A 15,432-nucleotide genomic window follows, 5' to 3' on the forward strand; every position below is an offset into this window, starting at 1 on the left:
ACCTCAATAGGGGAAATGATTGTAGCGCATGACATAAGGCATGGACATAAAGCCAATCACCAAATCAGGGCAGACGGCCTTCGGCGGAGGCATACCTGATAACAGACCTGCCAGCGCGTCCAGCAGACTTCGCCGGCCCTGAGCCACGACGATCCCGTGCTCGAGCAGGATGCTGCGAATCTGGTTCATTAATGAGGTGCGCTGTCCGACAAGCTGGTCACGGACGCGATGCAGAACTGTACGTCGACTTGCGCCTCCGTCTTAGTGCCACAAACCGCATCGTCGGCAGTGTCGCAGCCTCGGCGATCGCTTCGGCGTCGCGATCGTCGTTCTTCTGCGACTTGACGTAGGGCCGGACATACTCGGGCGACATCAGCCGTACCTCATGACCCTGAGCGACCAGAAGGCGCCCCAGATGATGTGCTCCGCAGCATGCCTCCATAGCGACCACGCAGCCAGGCAGCTTCGCCGCCAGAGCGATCACGCCCTCCCGCCGCGTCCGGCGGCGTAATAGACTCCGCCCGGCCTGATCCAGACCAACCACGCTGCAGCTGTTCTTGCCCAAATCAACACCAAGAATCTGAATGTCCTTCATGCCACCCTCCTGTTGCGACCCGATCAGCATGGAGGAGAGGGGCGGGCCATTCCATAAAGGGGGGCTCACCGACGCGCTCTTGGCCGCTCGCGGGGCGGGTTCACCAGTAAGCTTCACTGCCTGGCTGATGCTCTCGGACGACCGCTCGCCTTCCATCTGACGGTCGGCGAGGCCGCAGATTGCAAAACCTATGACGCCCTGATCGGCCTGCCCGAGCGCGCACCTGACGCTTTGCCCGCCGACAAGGGCTACGACGTCGACGCAATCCGTGCCGACATTCCTGGCCGATCAAACCGCCGCGTGAAAAATCGAGCATAATCGAGCGCTCTACAAGCAGCGCAATCGCATCGAGCGCATGTTTGGACAGCTCAAGATCAACCGCGCCATCGCTACTCGATACGATCATCTGGCCAACAGCTTCCTCGGAATGGTCCATCTCGCCACCGCCAGATACTGGCTCAAATTTGTCTACGCCGCCTAGTGCCAATGATCGTAGTCTCTTCCGCCAGGCGGTGAATCTTCTATCTTAATCCCTCATGAAATGGGCAAACGAGTACTGATAGCCAGAATAAGGCAGCTCATCCAGCAGTTGTCTTGCTGTACCTCCCGGATCGAACGCGATCCTGCTTTCCACGTCCAACATCATCACTTTTCTGAGGGCCTTCTCAAAGGGAGCCCAATTTGGAATCGTATGATTGTTGGGAGTTCCGTGCCGTGCGAAAGAAGCCCAGCACGCCATCATGCGTTTGGTCATCGGACCCAGATCATTTGACGTGCCCAGCATGGCGGAAGCGGACGTTGTCGTTCCGAAGATAAAGGGCACTTCGCCTGTATGAGGCGTACCTAGCTGTCCGTTTCCGAAAGGTGCCTCGTAACAGAAATTGTAAAAATAAACTGGCGCGCCTTTCCTCGCCGCATGAAGCTCGGCAATTCTCAGTGAATTACGCCTATATTGAAAATCTGAAGTTACGGCGACCAAAATGCCGATGGGCTTGAGTGACGGAAATACCGATTGATAGCCTTCAATGATCCGATCGACCTGCCCGGCCTCAACTTTCAGATAGCGGGCCAAGCGGCGCCGTACATCGGAAATGTTCAGTGATGAATTGCTGGGATCCATATTCAGATGATAGGTTGTCTCGGTATTCACGCATCCGATCAAAAGAGGCACTTCAGATGAGATTGTCGGGGCGTTTGGAGCATAAAGCTGGTCGGTAAAATTACGGCCATCGATGACGCTGCGGAATTGCCCGCCAGCAGCTTTGACAGCTGGAATGATAGTCTCCATCGGGATTTTCTGCAGTTCTTCGCCATCAAGTTTCGCTCGGCCAAGGGCTTTCGCAAGACTTGCGGAGTGACGAACAGCTTCCTCTTGGTCGCAGATCGTCATTCCACCAGCGGTGCTTTGGATGATCGCCTTGTGAAACAGACCAGAAGCCGCGGGCATGGCGAGAAGGGCGACAACTTTCGACGCTCCGCCCGATTGCCCGAATATCGTAATGTTGTTTGGGTCGCCGCCAAACGTTTGCGCGTTATCACGAACCCATTTCAGAGCCGACACTATATCGAGCAGTCCGGCATTGCCGGCGTCAGCAAAACGTTCGTCAGGGTCTGTTAGATAAAGGAACCCGAACGCGTTCAGCCGATGGTTTATCGTTACAACGACGACGTCTTGGTCGCGTGCTAAATTGGTACCGTTGAAGCCTGGTGCGGTTCCTGAGAAGCTGCGCCAGCCGCCACCATGGATCCAAAACATGACGGGACGTTTTCCGTCATCAACTCCCGGCGTGAAGACGTTCAGAAACAAACAATCCTCACTGATCGTCTGAATCTCGGAATACCAGGAATAAATAGGGTCGGTATTTTCCGGCACGGGTGATTGAGGTGCTGATGGACCCCAATCCAGTGCATTGCGGACGCCAGACCACTTCTGGGGGGGGCGCGTAGGCAAAAAGCGATTACCTCCGGCTGTTGTTTCTCCGTATCTTATTCCCTTGAAGATGCAGCAGCCATCCTTGGCGCTGCCTCGCACTTTCCCCTCGGTAGTCTCGGCAATAACTGAGAGATCGTGCGTTGCTGATGACGTGAGTTCATTGCTCATGCGGCGCCGCCGTTACTTTCTATTGAATGACGATGCAAAGTTCACGGCGACGGTCTCGATTGACCGCCGCCGTTTTGTTTCAGCTACTAGACGGCGAACGGATCGCGGTCGGCGTTCGAAAAATCGACCATGATGTTTTTCACGCTGGTGAATTCGTCGAGCGCCACGTCGCCGCGTTCACGTCCGAAACCGCTGTCCTTCACGCCGCCGAACGGCGCCTGCGCGGCGCTGACGCGATAGGTGTTGATCCAGACCACGCCCGTGTCAATCTCGCGCGACACGCGCAACGCCCTTGAGATGTTTGTTGTCCAAACGCCGGCGGCAAGGCCGAAACGGGTCGTGTTGCTGATCTCGATCGCCTCTTCCTCGGTGTCGAACGGGATGATCGACAGGACCGGTCCGAAAACCTCCTCTTGGGCGATCGACATGTCGTTCTGGACATCGACGAAAATGGTCGGCTCAACGAACAGGCCCTTGGCGAGTTCGGCTCCGCCGGCCCTGCCGCCGCCGGCGGCGAGGCTGGCGCCTTCGCCCTTGGCCTTGTCGATCATCTGCAGGATGCGGCGGAACTGCGGCTCGTTGGCCACCGTTCCCATCTCGGTCGCTTTGTCGACCGGATTGCCAAGCTTGATCTTCTTGGCGCGCTCGACAAGCTTGTCGACGACCTCGGCATAGACCGGCCGCTGGACCAGCAGGCGCGATCCGGCGATACAGGTCTGGCCGGTGGCGGCAAAGATGCCGGCCAGCGCTCCGTTGACGGCCTTGGGAAGATCGGCGTCGTCAAAGATGATGTTGGGCGATTTTCCGCCAAGCTCAAGCGTCACGGGCACTAGATTGCGCCCGGCATTCGCGGCGATCTCGGCACCGACGCCCGGACTGCCGGTGAAGCTGACGCGGTTGATGCGGCCGCTGTTGAGGAGCGCCTTGCCGACCCGCGCATCGCCGGTGACGACGTTGACGACACCGGCCGGGAAGCCGGCCATCTCGACCATCCTGGCGAATTCGAGCGTGCTTGCCGAGGCATGTTCCGACGGCTTGATGACGACGCAATTGCCGGCGGCGAGAGCCGGCGCAAGCTTATTCGACAGGAGCACCATCGGTGAATTCCAGGCCGTGACGAGGACGACGACGCCGAGCGGTTCGCGTACGGTGTAATCGAGCACGTCGCGCTGGTCGAGCGGGATGGACTTGCCCCAGAGCTTGTCGGCGAAGCCGGCGTGGAACCTATACTGCCGGGCGCAGAAAGTCATCTGGTGGCGGGTTTCGCGGATGATCTTGCCGTTGTCGGTGCTCTCCAGGTTGCCCATTCTCTCGGCATCGTCGGCTAGCAGGTCGGCGAGCTTGTTGAGCAGCCGGCCACGCTCCAGTCCGGAGGTCTTGCGCCATGTCCCGAAGGCCTTGCGCGCCGCTACGATCGCGTCGGCGACCTGTTCTTCGCTCGCCTGCGGGATCGAGGCCCATTCTTCCTGCGTGTAGGGATTTATGGCGGGGAACCTCTCCTGCTGACTGCTCTCGATCCAGCGGCCGCCAATGAACAGGCTATATTTGTTCTGCATTCTGATCCTCATCTGCGTGGAGGGGCCGCGACGTATCCGCCCGATCGGGTGCGGGCTGGCGTGTGATTCGAGCATGAGCTGTGCGTAAGCTATAGACGTACTTTGACCGACCCCGTACCCGAGTCTGCACGCCTCGCCGCGAAGGCTGCCTTTGCTACCGCTACCGCAGTCATTGCGCGGGGCCACCCAGCGTAGAATGCAAGGTGCGTGATTGTCTCAGAGATCTCCGTGGGGCTCAGACCGTTTTCGAGACCACGATCAATATGGAAACGCAGCTGGTCGGCATCACCGTTCGCGACCAAGGTCGTGATCGTCGTAAGGCTGCGGTCGCGCGGCGACAACTCGGCGCCCCGCCAGACCTCACCGAAGAGGACATCATTGGTGTACGCAGCAAGCGCAGGCGCGATACTACCGATATCAGCCTCTAGCGCAGCGGCGCGAGCAGCTTCGGCATCCTCGTCCAAGTCGATTTTCTGGTCGATGAGCCCGGCGAGCTGGTCGGTCGAGATGCTGCGCTTATCAAAGACCTCCCTAGCGACACCGACCGCCGAATTGGCCCGCGGCCAACCAGCGTAGAAGGCTTGGTGCGTGATAATGCCGGCAATCTGTCCGGCGGTCATCCCATTATCCAAAGCCCGGTTAAGATGTCCGGTCAGCTGAGTGGTCTGTCCAGTCGCGATCAGTGCCGTGATGGTGACGAGGCTGCGATCGCGTTTGACGAGCTCCGAGCGTTCCCAGTTATCTGCAAATAGAATGCGGTCGGTGTAGTCGCCGAGACCGGGCGTGGTCTGATGGACAATGTCTGGCGCCACGCGGGGCACCTGTCGACGCTCTTGGGCTTCGGCGCTGGCTCCACCGGAAAGCAAGGACATTGGGGCTACAGGCAATTTCATCAGGATCCCTCCAAGCGGCGGCCATCGCCTTGGCACGAGTATATCTGGGAATGACAGCCGGAGATGGTTAGCGTGTGACGCTTAAATCAAAGCGCGGTTTCGCCGGAAGTGTGAGAGCCTCAACATATCGCCTAGCTTTTACAGCGACTGTCGTTGAAGATCGATGCCGGCCGTTCTTCAGTGATGCGCAACGTGCGTCTCTTTAGGCCAGGCCGTCTGTTTGAATGACGCCTTTGGCATTCTGCCAGCGCAGCACGTATTTCTCGATCAGCTTCAGCGTGGTGAGGAACGCAAAGCTGATCGCCATCAAGACGAGCAATCCGGCGAACACCGCTGAGGTGTTGAAGAACGATGTCGCTTCCTTGATGCGGTAGCCGACACCAGATTCTGCCGCCACGAACTCGCCGACGATGGCGCCGATCAGCGCGTAGGGCAGACCAATCCGGATACCGGTAAACACCCACACCGCGGCATAGGGAATCGCGATCTTGGTCCAGATCGCCCACCGGTCGGCACCCATCAGCTGGGCGTTTTCCACCAGATCGCGATCGACCTGTCGCACGCCCTGATAGGTGGTGAAGAACACCATGAAGAACACCAGCATTCCGGCAAACATCACCTTGTTGAACACGCCGATCCCGAACCACAGCACGAACAACGGCGCCAGTGCGATCTTCGGGATCGTATAGATCGACAGGATGAATGGTTCGAACAGATTGCCCATCCGGCGCACCCAGCCGAGGAAGAAGCCGACCAGGCCGCCGACGCCGCTGCCTATCACGAAACCCAGACCCGCTTCCATCAGCGTGATTTTCAGATCGGAAGCAAGCAAGCCCGAGGCACCCCAGCGGTAAAGCTCAAGCGCAATCGCACTTGGGTTGCTGGTCCAGAAGTCGGTCTTGAAGACGCGGGCTGTCACCTCCCACAGCGTCAGCGTGAAAACGGTAATGCCGATTTGGATTAGCGTGTCCGGCGACACATAGCGTGTCCAGGCTCCGGGCTCCTGCGAGACCGACCCGGCTGTCGAGGACTTCGCAACGTTGTTGTCGGTAATGACCATTCCAGCCTCCTTAATGAACGTCCAACGCAGCCCAGAGCTGCTTGAAATACTCTCCGAACGCCGGATCTGTCTGGATGCCGATGACATCGCGCGGACGAGGCAAATCGATGTCCAGCACCAGCTTCGGCCGTCCGGGCCGCTTCGAAAACACGATTACACGATCGGCCAGCGTGATCGCCTCCTGAAGGTCGTGCGTCACGAAAAGGAACGTGGCGCCCGTCTCCTGCCACAGCTTGAGAACCTCATCATGCATCTTCAGACGCAGCTGCGCGTCGAGGCTGCCGAACGGCTCATCCATGAGATAGATGTCGGGGCTATAGGCGAGCGTCCGGGCAATCATGACGCGCTGCAGCATGCCGCCCGAAAGCTGCTTCGGATAAGCCTTTTCGAAGCCCTTCAGGCCAACCTTCTCGATCGCTTCCGTTACCCGCTTCTCGATATCGGCCTTTGGATATTTCCGGAACTCGAGCGGCAGCCGGATATTGGCCTCAACGGTGCGCCACGGAAGGCAGAAATTCTTCTGCGTGATGTAACCGACGTCAGGATTGAGCGCGTCGACCACTTTGCCCTTGTAACGCACCTCGCCTTCGGCGGGCTTGAGTGTTCCGGCGATCATGTTCAGAAGCGTGGACTTGCCACAGCCCGACGGACCGACAATTGCCAGAAACTCGCCCCGGCGAACGCTGAGGCTCGTCGGCCCCATCGCATGCAGATTTGCAAACCGAGCCACGACGCCGTCGAATTCGATCACCGTCTCGCGAGCCGCGTCGCCGACCCCCGGCGATCTTTGCACCATATTCATAGCCATCACACCTCGATCAAAAAAGGAGCCAGCGCGCCGACCTTGGCGCCGCTGGTATAGGGAACGCCCTGCATTTCGAAAGCGTCTTGAAAAGAGTCTTCATGACATTCCCGATGTTGATTCTCCTAACGTTGAAGAGCCTTTCGCGTCGATCTGAGTGAGCCGCGATGGTCACACTCATCGGCACAAAAGTCTTGTATTTGAACTCGACATCTTCCCACTTGATCCCGAGGATCGCAGAGCCGTGCGGGGCATACACCGTCGCAGAGAACACCCGGCCATCATGCGGCGTGATCGTCACGATCCCACCTTGCTTGTACTTTTCGACATCCCGTCGGAGGCGGCGCGATTTCAACAGTGTCGAGCAGGCTGCGAATAATGGGATCGGCCAGCTTCTTCGAGGTCAGTGTCACAGAGAAAAGCGCGATAAACGCCGATTGAGACCAGCAAGGACTACAGCGCCAAGCGCATGAAGGTAGATACGTCACTATCAATACGCAAAGGACTCGCCGCCGCTCAGAAAGTCACGAGCCAACAACGCTTCACCGCCTTACGTTCTCAGGCGCAGTATCACGGTTCAATCACCAGGCTCGCCGGATCTATCTTGCTGGCATCGAGATCGACACCACTTGCCTTTATGTAAGCGATCTCGTGCGCCATATCCTCCTTCGTCAAGGGTTTGGTCGCAAACGCCGGTGAATCCGTTTTGAATACCGTGTCGATCGTTGCGGGATCGACATTGGAGAAAACTCGCCGCATTGCGGACCTGACATCGTCCGGGCGCTCCTTGAATGCTTTCGCGAGATCGTCAAACACCGCACACGTACGTTTGCTCGTATCCCTATTTGCTTCGACGAACGTGCGAGTGGAGAAAAGTGCAGAGCCGTTGGCTGGTAAAGCGGCGGCGCCCGTCGAGTAGTCTCCATTCGGTCCGTTAAGCCAGACTACGGCATCGCCCTTCATGACGTTTTGCGTATAGAACGGAGCAGAAGCTGTATAGCCTTGGATCGCTCCGCTTTGCAATGCCGCGGACATTGCGTCCTGACCCATATAAGTAAACCGGATTTTGGTGCCGTAGGCTTCGGTCAGCAGCTTCGGCCCCATCGTGAAATTGGATGTCGCACTAGGGGACGCCAGAAGAAGTCCATTGAGAGCTTTGGCACGATCGACTACGGGGGCTGTCGGCGATACGCCGAGCTTTTCGACAGTCGCCTTGGATAGGACGGTAACTCCGCTGAAGCCCCTGTAAAGTGCACAGAGCGCAACGAGATTTTGCCCCCGAGCGTTTGCGTATATTACATCCGTCGGCCCGCCCGCCACATAATTAAGCGACCCGGAAATCAGGCCTGCCGTTGCGGTGGTGCTGGTTTCCATGGATGTGATCGTCACCTCGAGGCCGTGCTTTTCGAAAAGCCCCAGTTCCTTGGCGAGCTTGGGGCCGGCGACAGCTATGCTGCTTGAACTGAGGCCGATTGAAATCTTCTTCAGGTCCGCAGCATGGGCGCTCGCTGTCAAAAGCGATAAGGCCGCCGCATAAGCGGCACTGCGCGCTAAGATCGTCATAGTTTCCTCCCAAAAACCAATTCCCATCATATGGAATATATTTAACAGATACTGGTGCTACGTCAATGCCTAATCGAACGATCATTCATTTCACCGCAGATCTCGACAGCGCTTTCTCTCGCCGGGCAATTACCGCCGAATCGTTCATGTAATCCATGCGTCGACCGGGTTTTGCGACCCCTCAGCTGATAGCCATTTTTGTCACTGTTGGTTTTTGACGACCGGCTGCACATGCTGGCCCTGGCGCTCCTTGACGTAAGCCAGAATATCACCGAGCCGCTTGTTCTAGCAAAGGCCCAGGCCGTTATAAGCTGAGCCTGCTAACGTGGAATTCACGCTCAATGGCTTCCCGATGATCGGGATGTGCGATCGAAATCATTCGAGGTATCCGCTGGTTCAAGGTCAGACCGCGTAGATCCGCGATTCCGTATTCCGTGACGATCACGCAGGACTCGGCGCGCGCCACTGAAACCGGGCTCGTCAGGCGTGGTACGATCCGGCTGCGCGCGCCTGCGGTAGATGGCAGGGCAACGATCGGCACGCCGCCTTCGCTGAAGCCTGCAGCGCGAAGGAAATCGATAATCCCGCCAACGGCACCGACATAGCGTCCGCCAGCCGATTCGGAGTTGATCTGCCCCGTCAAATCAACCTCCACGGCGCTATTCAGCGCGACCAGCTGGCGGATTTGTGCAAGAATTTCCGGCGCATGGGTATATTCGGTGCCACGCAGTTCGAGTGCCGGATTCAGGTGGGCGAACCGGCGCACCGCGGCGCCACCCATCAATACTCCAGCGACCGATAGACCTGCATTGATGCTCTTGCGACTGTTGGTGATGACGCCCTCGTCATGAAGCGCGACAAGGCCATCGCCAATGCTGCCGGTGTGGATGCCAAGATCACGCCGATCACGCAACTGCGCAAGCGCAGCATCTGGAATGGCGCCGATGCCGGTCTGCAATGTCGCGCCGTCGTCCACGAGCGATGCGACGTGTCTACCAATCGCCTCGTCGATAGGCGAGAGGCTCATGGGCTTGTCGGAGGGCTGCGGGCTGTCCGAATCGATCAGCAAGCCGAAATCATCGCGTGTCAGATAGGGTCCGCCAAAGGTCCAGGGAGCGTCCGGATGAACCTCGCCGATTACGACGCGCGCATTGGCTAAGGCTTCGACAAGATATTCGCGGGCCATGCCGAGACTGTAGAGTCCCTGAACGTCAGGCGGCGAAACTTGAAGCAGAAGGACGTCGATGCGCAACGCGCCGCTACGGATCAAATGCGGGAGGCGCGAATAGTGAACCGGCAAAATGTCGAGGACACCCGCATTTGCAAGAGCGCGCGTGGTACCGCCCGCGCCATAGCCGATGAAATCGAAATGATCGGCATGCTCCGGAAGAAGTTGCCCCGACAAGCCGATCCCGACGAAAATCCGAATTCGGCCGAACTCCGACCGCTGCTCGACGAGGTTGCGGATCAGAGTGCGGGGTTCTGCATGTGACTGTCCCCACATGACCGTATCGCCATGACGTAAATGGCGCGAAAGATCGATACTGGTCATCGGGAATATCCTGCAGCCATGTTTACGCCCTTTCGAACACGGCTGCCATTCCCTGGCCACCACCGATGCACATCGTTTCCAACCCGTAGCGCACGTTGCGGCGTTTCATTTCACGAACCAGCGTAGTCATCATCCGAACCCCGGTCGCACCAATCGGATGTCCAAGCGAAATGCCCGATCCATTGACGTTCAGCTTTTCGCGATCATCCCAGTTCATCGCTTTGAGGCAGGCGAGCACTTGTGCAGCAAACGCTTCATTTATCTCGACAAGGTCCATATCGGACATTTTCAGGCCGGTTTTCTGGAGAACCTTGGCAGTTGCGCCAACGGGGCCAATTCCCATACGCGAGGGATCACAGCCGACGGCCGACCAACCGTTGAGGAAGGCGATGGGGGTTAGGCCCAGAGCTTCCAGCTTGTCCTCTGCGACGATCAGGCATGCAGCCGCCGCGTCGTTCTGCTGCGCAGCATTGCCGGCCGTGACGGAGCCGTTCTTTATAATGGGCCGGAGTTTAGCGAGCGTCTCTGTCGTCGTATCCGGGCGAATACCCTCGTCGCGGTCGAAAGTGATCGGATCGCCCTTCCGCTGAGGTACGAGCAGTGGAACCACTTCTTCGGCAAACCGACCCGATGCCCAGGCCTCCGCTGCGCGCTTGTGGCTTTCGGCGGAAAAGGCATCAGCTTCCTCGCGGGTAATGCCGAAATCTCCGGCCAGATTCTCAGCCGTCTCGATCATGCCCGAGATGACGCCGAACCGTTTGACAGGCTGGGAGCGTTCGCGGCCACGGTCAAGGCGATCGTATAACTGGGTCGTTCCCGCGCGCCGACCCCAACGCATTTCGGTGGTGTAGTATTCGATATTCGACATGCTCTCGACGCCGCCAGCCAGAACGATGTCGCAGGCGCCGGTCTGCACCATCATGGCGGCGGTAACGACGGCCTGGAGACCGCCACCGCAACGCCGGTCGGTCTGAAGGCCAGGCACCTCGATAGGCAGGCCGGCGTCGAGCGCGATCCACCTTCCAACGCAAGGGGTTTCGGAACTGGCGTAGGACTGAGCGAAGACCACGTCGTCGATCAGTGCGGGATCAATGCCGGTCGCCGCAAGGACTGCTTTGGTGACAGTGCTGCCCAGCGTTTCGACGGGGACGGGGCGGAGAGAACCGCCGAACCCGCCAACGGCGGTACGAAGAGGACTTACGATGGCGGCGCGGCGCATGGGCATGACCTTCGGATACAGGGATGGTCGGGAAAGGATCGGGCGAAGGCGCTCAGCACGGATCCCAGGTAAAGACGTCCTGACTGCGATCCAGCGGGAAGAACGAGGATCGCAGCGCCGGGATCGCGTGGTCTCGAACGCTTTCCGGCGTCCAGTCGTCACCGGTATGGACCGAGCGGATCGGTCGGCTCTGGCTCAGCAGAAAAATTTCGTTCTTGCGGACGCAGAAGATCTGGCCGCTGACATCCTTGGCGGCATCCGACCCAAGGAAGACTGCAAGCGGTGCGTTTTTCTCAGGTGTCATCTTCTTCAAGTTTTCGACGCGAGCGATCTGGTCGGGAGTTTCCGTGGGGATGTTCATGGTCATGCGCCCCCAGGCGAAGGGTGCGATGCAGTTCGAGCGAACATTGTAGCGCTTCATATCCAGCGCGATGGATTTCGACAAACCGACCACCCCCATCTTCGCGGCCGCATAGTTTGATTGCGCCAAATTGCCGATCAATCCGGAGGTCGACACCATTTGGATGAACGAGCCCGATCCTTGCTCCCGGAAGATCTCCGCGGCGGCACGACTAACGAAAAACGGACCGTTCAGGTGCACGTTGACGACAGCCAGCCACTCTTCAGGCGACATCTTGTGGAATATGGCGTCGCGCAGAATGCCTGCGTTGTTGACAACGATGTCCAGCCGGCCGAACGTATCTTTCGCCAGAGCGACCATGCGTTGCGCGGCCTGCCATTCGGAAACAGATTCCGTGCTGATAACGGCGTTGCCGCCGAATGCCTCGATTTCAGCCTTCGTCTCCTCAGCCGGACTCGCGGAGCCGCCCTGGCCTGACAGCGAGACACCGATATCGTTGATGACCACCGATGCGCCGGCGCGGGCCATGGCCACCACAATAGCCTTGCCAATACCGCCGCCAGCACCAGTGACCAATGCGACTTTGCCTTCCAAAATTCCTGTCATTTTCGTTGTCCTTTTCGCGTAGCTCAGGGCAGGTCCAGAACCGCCTTCGCCAGGATATTCTTCTGCACCTGAGTGGTGCCGCCATAGATCGTTGATGCGCGGGCATTGAGGAACTGGGTAGGCATCGCAAGATCGTTGCTGCCTCCAAGCGGCTCAAGCCGACCACCGTCTTCAGCCATCAGTTCGAGCCCATATTCGGTGACGCGTTGATAGAGGCTGGTCTGGTTCAATTTGAGAAAGGAAACCTCGGCCCCCAGGCGCTCGCCCCGCCGCAACTTGTCGGAGATGCGGCTGAAAAAGGCTTGGTGGTCCTCAAGCTCCATGCGAAATCCGGCATACTTGTCGATGAAACCGGTATCCTGCAAGATCCCGTAATAGGCGCCCAACCGGCGCAGTTTGGCCAGAGCATTTGATGCCTGCCTCGGACCGCCAAGAAAAATCCGTTCGAAGCCAAGCAGGTTCTTGGCCATTGTCCAACCCTGGTTGACCTCGCCGACGATATTTTCCTTCGGCACCCGCACATCGTCGAAGAAAACTTCAGAAAATTCGTCGTCCAGTTCCAGATTAATGATCGGTCGAATTGTAATCCCCGGCCTGTCGAGCGGGATCAGCAGGAAGCTGATGCCCTCCTGCTTTTTGCCTGATTTGTCCGTGCGCACTAGGCAGAATATCCAGTCAGCATCGCCAGCCAATGTCGTCCAGATCTTCTGGCCGTTCACGACCCACTCGTCGCCGTCGAGCACGGCTTCCGTCCGCAGAGCCGCCAAATCCGAGCCCGCATTCGGTTCGGAATAACCCTGACACCATATATGCTCGCCCGACAGGATCTTCGGCAGGAAATGGGCTTTCTGTTCCTGCGACCCGTAGTTGATCAACAGGGGTCCAAGCAGCATCATCCCGTGATCGGGTGTGCGCGCGGCGCCGAATTTCTCGAACTCCTCGACATAGATGAGCTGTTTGCCGGGATTGAGCCCCATACCGCCATGTTCGCGCGGCCAGTTCGGCGCCAGCCAACCGACGCCCGACAGAATCATGTACCAGGGTTCGGCTTGCTCCCAGTGCAGGCGCTTGGCTGGATGGCGCAGGTCCTGCGGATGGTTTTCGGCGAGAAAGCGTTGCACCAGCGCCCGGAATTCATTGTCCCCGAGGGAGTTGTAATCGTCGCGCCGGAATGCGTCATAGGCTATGGTCATGCGTCCTCTCCCAAGGGCTTCAGATGCGCGAAATTTGCGCGATGCGGCTTAGCGCCACCGAAGGCTTCGCTGGCAACCATCGCCTTGCGCAGGCAGAGGCCAATGTCGTGCTCGTCGGTGAAACCAATGCCGCCATGCAGCTGGACTGCATCGCGCGTTACCTTCATCGCCGCTGTCGAGGCGCGCGCCTTGGCGCGCGAGATTGCTGCGCGGGCGGCAGGCGTCGGACCGTCCGTGTCCCATTGCAATGCAGCCTGCTCGATGCTGGCTGAAAGGACCTCGACCTCGAGCCTCATGTCCACCGCCATGTGCTGCAGGATCTGGAACTGGCCGATTGCCTTGCCGAATTGGACACGTGTCTTCAGGTAAGCGACAGTCATCTCTGTTGCAGTCTGCATGATACCCAGCGAATAGGCGGCCGTTGCCAATGCAGCTTCGGCCAGCGCCGGGACGGGATTGACATCCAGCACCTCGCATCGCGCTCCCTCGAACCGGACCGTGGCAAAGCTACCGCCATCCTGCGTTCCAGCCAATTCCAACTCGACGCCGGACGCATCGGCCGCAACCAGTGCCGCCTGCGTTTTTCCCACAACGAGGAAGAAGTCGGCGCTGCCGGCCATCGGCACGTAAAGCTTGGTCCCGATCACCTTGCCGTCGGTAACGTCGAGCAGCTGCTCCGGGCTCAATGCGCCACGCGCATCCTGCCAGGCCGGGATTACCAGTTTTTCGCCTGACAAATGGCTATCCAGAGCCTCTCCTTCTAGCAATGCAGACGCAAGAACTGCGGGAATAAGGGGTTCCGGCACAAGCCCGCGACCCAGTTCCTCTGCAAGCGCGACATAGGCCAGCAGTCCCAGCCCGGCGCCGTTCTTTTCCTCCGGCGTTCTGAGAGCAGGCCAGCCCAGCTCACACATATCTGACCAGACCTTACGGTCGAAACCAGGCGACCCATAACGCAGCTTGCGAATTCGGCCAAGGTCCCCAGGGCTCACGATACCGCGCGCACTGTCGCGGATCATTTCCATCGAGGACAGGATATCAGGGTCGATCATGATCTGTTCCTATTCAAATGCCAGTATGGTCGAAGACGGCAAGGCCGCCGTCGATAACCGTAATGTCGCGAGACGGCACGCGCGCCCGGAAACTGCCGTCGTTCCAGATTTCGGTGCGGATCGTCTCTCCGGGATAAACCGGTTTCGAAAAACGCAGTCGCACGGAACGAAGCGCCTCGACACGAGAATAACCAACGTTTCGGAGTATCGCGTTGCAGACGATTCCCATCGTACAAAGGCCGTGAAGGATGGGACGCTCGAAGCCGGCCCTGCGTGCGAGTTCCGGATCGCTGTGCAACGGATTGTAATCGCCGTTTAGCCGATAAAGGAGGGCTTGGTCAGGCCTCGTTTCCATGTCGACCAAAGCGTCCGGAGCGGTATCCGGAACCTGATTAACAGGCACAGGCTGACTTGACAGGGGAGATCCGCCGAAACCGCCGCCCTCGCGAATGAACGTCGTGCGGTTCAACCGTGCAAACGCCCGATCCGAATGGAACAGCTCCGTCTCGGCCATGATAAGCGCGGCCTTGCCCGGCCCCTTGTCGATGACGTCGGTAATCCGGGTCCGGCTTTCGACCAGACCTTCGCCGGGCACCCTGCCGAGAATTTCGATCGCCTGCTCGGAATGGAGGACCATCTTCGGATCCACGCCCGATTCTGGATCGGAGAGGTAGAAGCCAGGATGTGCCATGACCAGGACCATTGCCGGCATCACCTTAGGCCCCCGCAACGGGTCCACATATTCCAGGTGGCTTGCGTCGAGAGCATCCTGGCCCACCCCGATTGACAGGGAATAGAAAGCGATGTCGCGCGCGGAAAGGGCCTGGCGGGCGTCGGGAACCCGAAAACGCATCAATTTGTCAATATCGACTGGCATCC

General features: G+C 58.7%; 15 protein-coding genes and 2 pseudogenes. 2 read left to right on the forward strand and 15 right to left on the reverse strand.

The window, feature by feature from the left end:
- Window positions 1–132: 132 nt before the first annotated feature.
- Window positions 133–595 (reverse strand): annotated as a pseudogene (locus tag C8J36_RS23460) (IS110 family transposase); the annotation flags it as partial.
- Between the two features lie 120 nt (window positions 596–715).
- On the opposite strand from C8J36_RS23460, the gene C8J36_RS25505 reads away from it, so the two are divergent.
- The gene (locus C8J36_RS25505; protein WP_132537726.1) at window positions 716–913 is read left to right on the forward strand and encodes a hypothetical protein; all 198 of its coding nucleotides are present in this window, start codon (window positions 716–718) and stop codon (window positions 911–913) included.
- Window positions 914–950: 37 nt separating this feature from the next.
- Window positions 951–1,076 (forward strand): transposase, encoded by a 126-nt coding sequence (locus C8J36_RS25510; RefSeq protein ID WP_132537698.1) that lies wholly within the window; start codon window positions 951–953, stop codon window positions 1,074–1,076.
- Between the two features lie 45 nt (window positions 1,077–1,121).
- Here the strand turns inward: C8J36_RS25510 and C8J36_RS23475 are convergent, their stop codons facing one another.
- From C8J36_RS23475 to C8J36_RS23540, 14 genes and pseudogenes are all read right to left on the reverse strand, one after another.
- Window positions 1,122–2,696, reverse strand: coding sequence for a carboxylesterase family protein (locus C8J36_RS23475; protein ID WP_132537699.1), 1,575 nt, complete (start codon window positions 2,694–2,696; stop codon window positions 1,122–1,124).
- An 86-nt stretch (window positions 2,697–2,782) separates the two neighbouring features.
- Entirely contained in the window at window positions 2,783–4,252 is a 1,470-nt protein-coding gene (locus tag C8J36_RS23480) for an aldehyde dehydrogenase (RefSeq protein ID WP_132537700.1), read from the reverse strand.
- 89 nt (window positions 4,253–4,341) lie between these two features.
- Window positions 4,342–5,145, reverse strand: coding sequence for a carboxymuconolactone decarboxylase family protein (locus C8J36_RS23485; protein ID WP_132537701.1), 804 nt, complete (start codon window positions 5,143–5,145; stop codon window positions 4,342–4,344).
- Window positions 5,146–5,347: 202 nt separating this feature from the next.
- Window positions 5,348–6,205, reverse strand: coding sequence for an ABC transporter permease (locus C8J36_RS23490; RefSeq protein ID WP_165915155.1), 858 nt, complete (start codon window positions 6,203–6,205; stop codon window positions 5,348–5,350).
- Between the two features lie 10 nt (window positions 6,206–6,215).
- Window positions 6,216–7,001 carry an ABC transporter ATP-binding protein gene (locus C8J36_RS23495; RefSeq protein WP_132537703.1) on the reverse strand — a complete coding sequence of 262 codons (786 nt, stop codon included), beginning with the start codon at window positions 6,999–7,001 and terminating at the stop codon, window positions 6,216–6,218.
- Window positions 7,002–7,023: 22 nt separating this feature from the next.
- Complete coding sequence (locus C8J36_RS23500; RefSeq protein WP_132537704.1) at window positions 7,024–7,308, reverse strand: hypothetical protein; 285 nt, start codon at window positions 7,306–7,308, stop codon at window positions 7,024–7,026.
- Window positions 7,309–7,577: 269 nt separating this feature from the next.
- Window positions 7,578–8,570 carry an ABC transporter substrate-binding protein gene (locus C8J36_RS23505; protein WP_165915156.1) on the reverse strand — a complete coding sequence of 331 codons (993 nt, stop codon included), beginning with the start codon at window positions 8,568–8,570 and terminating at the stop codon, window positions 7,578–7,580.
- A gap of 85 nt (window positions 8,571–8,655) precedes the next feature.
- Window positions 8,656–8,855: pseudogene (locus C8J36_RS23510) on the reverse strand (ISNCY family transposase); the annotation flags it as partial.
- Window positions 8,856–8,874: 19 nt separating this feature from the next.
- Window positions 8,875–10,122: an acetyl-CoA hydrolase/transferase C-terminal domain-containing protein gene (locus C8J36_RS23515; protein ID WP_132537706.1), complete on the reverse strand. Its 1,248-nt coding sequence runs from the start codon at window positions 10,120–10,122 to the stop codon at window positions 8,875–8,877.
- A gap of 22 nt (window positions 10,123–10,144) precedes the next feature.
- The gene (locus C8J36_RS23520) at window positions 10,145–11,341 is read right to left on the reverse strand and encodes an acetyl-CoA C-acetyltransferase (RefSeq protein WP_132537707.1); all 1,197 of its coding nucleotides are present in this window, start codon (window positions 11,339–11,341) and stop codon (window positions 10,145–10,147) included.
- Between the two features lie 52 nt (window positions 11,342–11,393).
- On the reverse strand, window positions 11,394–12,308 hold the full coding sequence (locus C8J36_RS23525) for an SDR family NAD(P)-dependent oxidoreductase (protein WP_132537708.1): 915 nt from the start codon (window positions 12,306–12,308) through the stop codon (window positions 11,394–11,396).
- Between the two features lie 23 nt (window positions 12,309–12,331).
- Window positions 12,332–13,501, reverse strand: a complete 1,170-nt coding sequence (locus C8J36_RS23530) for an acyl-CoA dehydrogenase family protein (RefSeq protein ID WP_132537709.1) — start codon at window positions 13,499–13,501, stop codon at window positions 12,332–12,334.
- Window positions 13,498–14,553, reverse strand: coding sequence for an acyl-CoA dehydrogenase family protein (locus tag C8J36_RS23535; RefSeq protein ID WP_132537710.1), 1,056 nt, complete (start codon window positions 14,551–14,553; stop codon window positions 13,498–13,500). Before C8J36_RS23535 ends, C8J36_RS23530 begins: the two co-directional genes overlap by 4 nt.
- 13 nt (window positions 14,554–14,566) lie before the next feature.
- Window positions 14,567–15,430, reverse strand: a complete 864-nt coding sequence (locus C8J36_RS23540) for a MaoC/PaaZ C-terminal domain-containing protein (protein WP_132537711.1) — start codon at window positions 15,428–15,430, stop codon at window positions 14,567–14,569.
- Window positions 15,431–15,432: the final 2 nt, after the last annotated feature.

The organism is Rhizobium sp. PP-F2F-G48 (assembly GCF_004342335.1).
Lineage (GTDB): Bacteria > Pseudomonadota > Alphaproteobacteria > Rhizobiales > Rhizobiaceae > Ferranicluibacter.

Coding starts and splice junctions, on each gene's coding strand:
- C8J36_RS23505 (WP_165915156.1), bottom strand. CDS start 8,570: ATGACGATCTTAGCGCGCAGTGCCGCTTATGCGGCGGCCTTATCGCTT.
- C8J36_RS23540 (WP_132537711.1), bottom strand. CDS start 15,430: ATGCCAGTCGATATTGACAAATTGATGCGTTTTCGGGTTCCCGACGCC.
- C8J36_RS23490 (WP_165915155.1), bottom strand. CDS start 6,205: ATGGTCATTACCGACAACAACGTTGCGAAGTCCTCGACAGCCGGGTCG.
- C8J36_RS23495 (WP_132537703.1), bottom strand. CDS start 7,001: ATGGTGCAAAGATCGCCGGGGGTCGGCGACGCGGCTCGCGAGACGGTG.
- C8J36_RS25510 (WP_132537698.1), top strand. CDS start 951: ATGTTTGGACAGCTCAAGATCAACCGCGCCATCGCTACTCGATACGAT.
- C8J36_RS23475 (WP_132537699.1), bottom strand. CDS start 2,696: ATGAGCAATGAACTCACGTCATCAGCAACGCACGATCTCTCAGTTATT.
- C8J36_RS23480 (WP_132537700.1), bottom strand. CDS start 4,252: ATGCAGAACAAATATAGCCTGTTCATTGGCGGCCGCTGGATCGAGAGC.
- C8J36_RS23535 (WP_132537710.1), bottom strand. CDS start 14,553: ATGATCGACCCTGATATCCTGTCCTCGATGGAAATGATCCGCGACAGT.
- C8J36_RS23525 (WP_132537708.1), bottom strand. CDS start 12,308: ATGACAGGAATTTTGGAAGGCAAAGTCGCATTGGTCACTGGTGCTGGC.
- C8J36_RS23530 (WP_132537709.1), bottom strand. CDS start 13,501: ATGACCATAGCCTATGACGCATTCCGGCGCGACGATTACAACTCCCTC.
- C8J36_RS23515 (WP_132537706.1), bottom strand. CDS start 10,122: ATGACCAGTATCGATCTTTCGCGCCATTTACGTCATGGCGATACGGTC.
- C8J36_RS23485 (WP_132537701.1), bottom strand. CDS start 5,145: ATGAAATTGCCTGTAGCCCCAATGTCCTTGCTTTCCGGTGGAGCCAGC.
- C8J36_RS23520 (WP_132537707.1), bottom strand. CDS start 11,341: ATGCGCCGCGCCGCCATCGTAAGTCCTCTTCGTACCGCCGTTGGCGGG.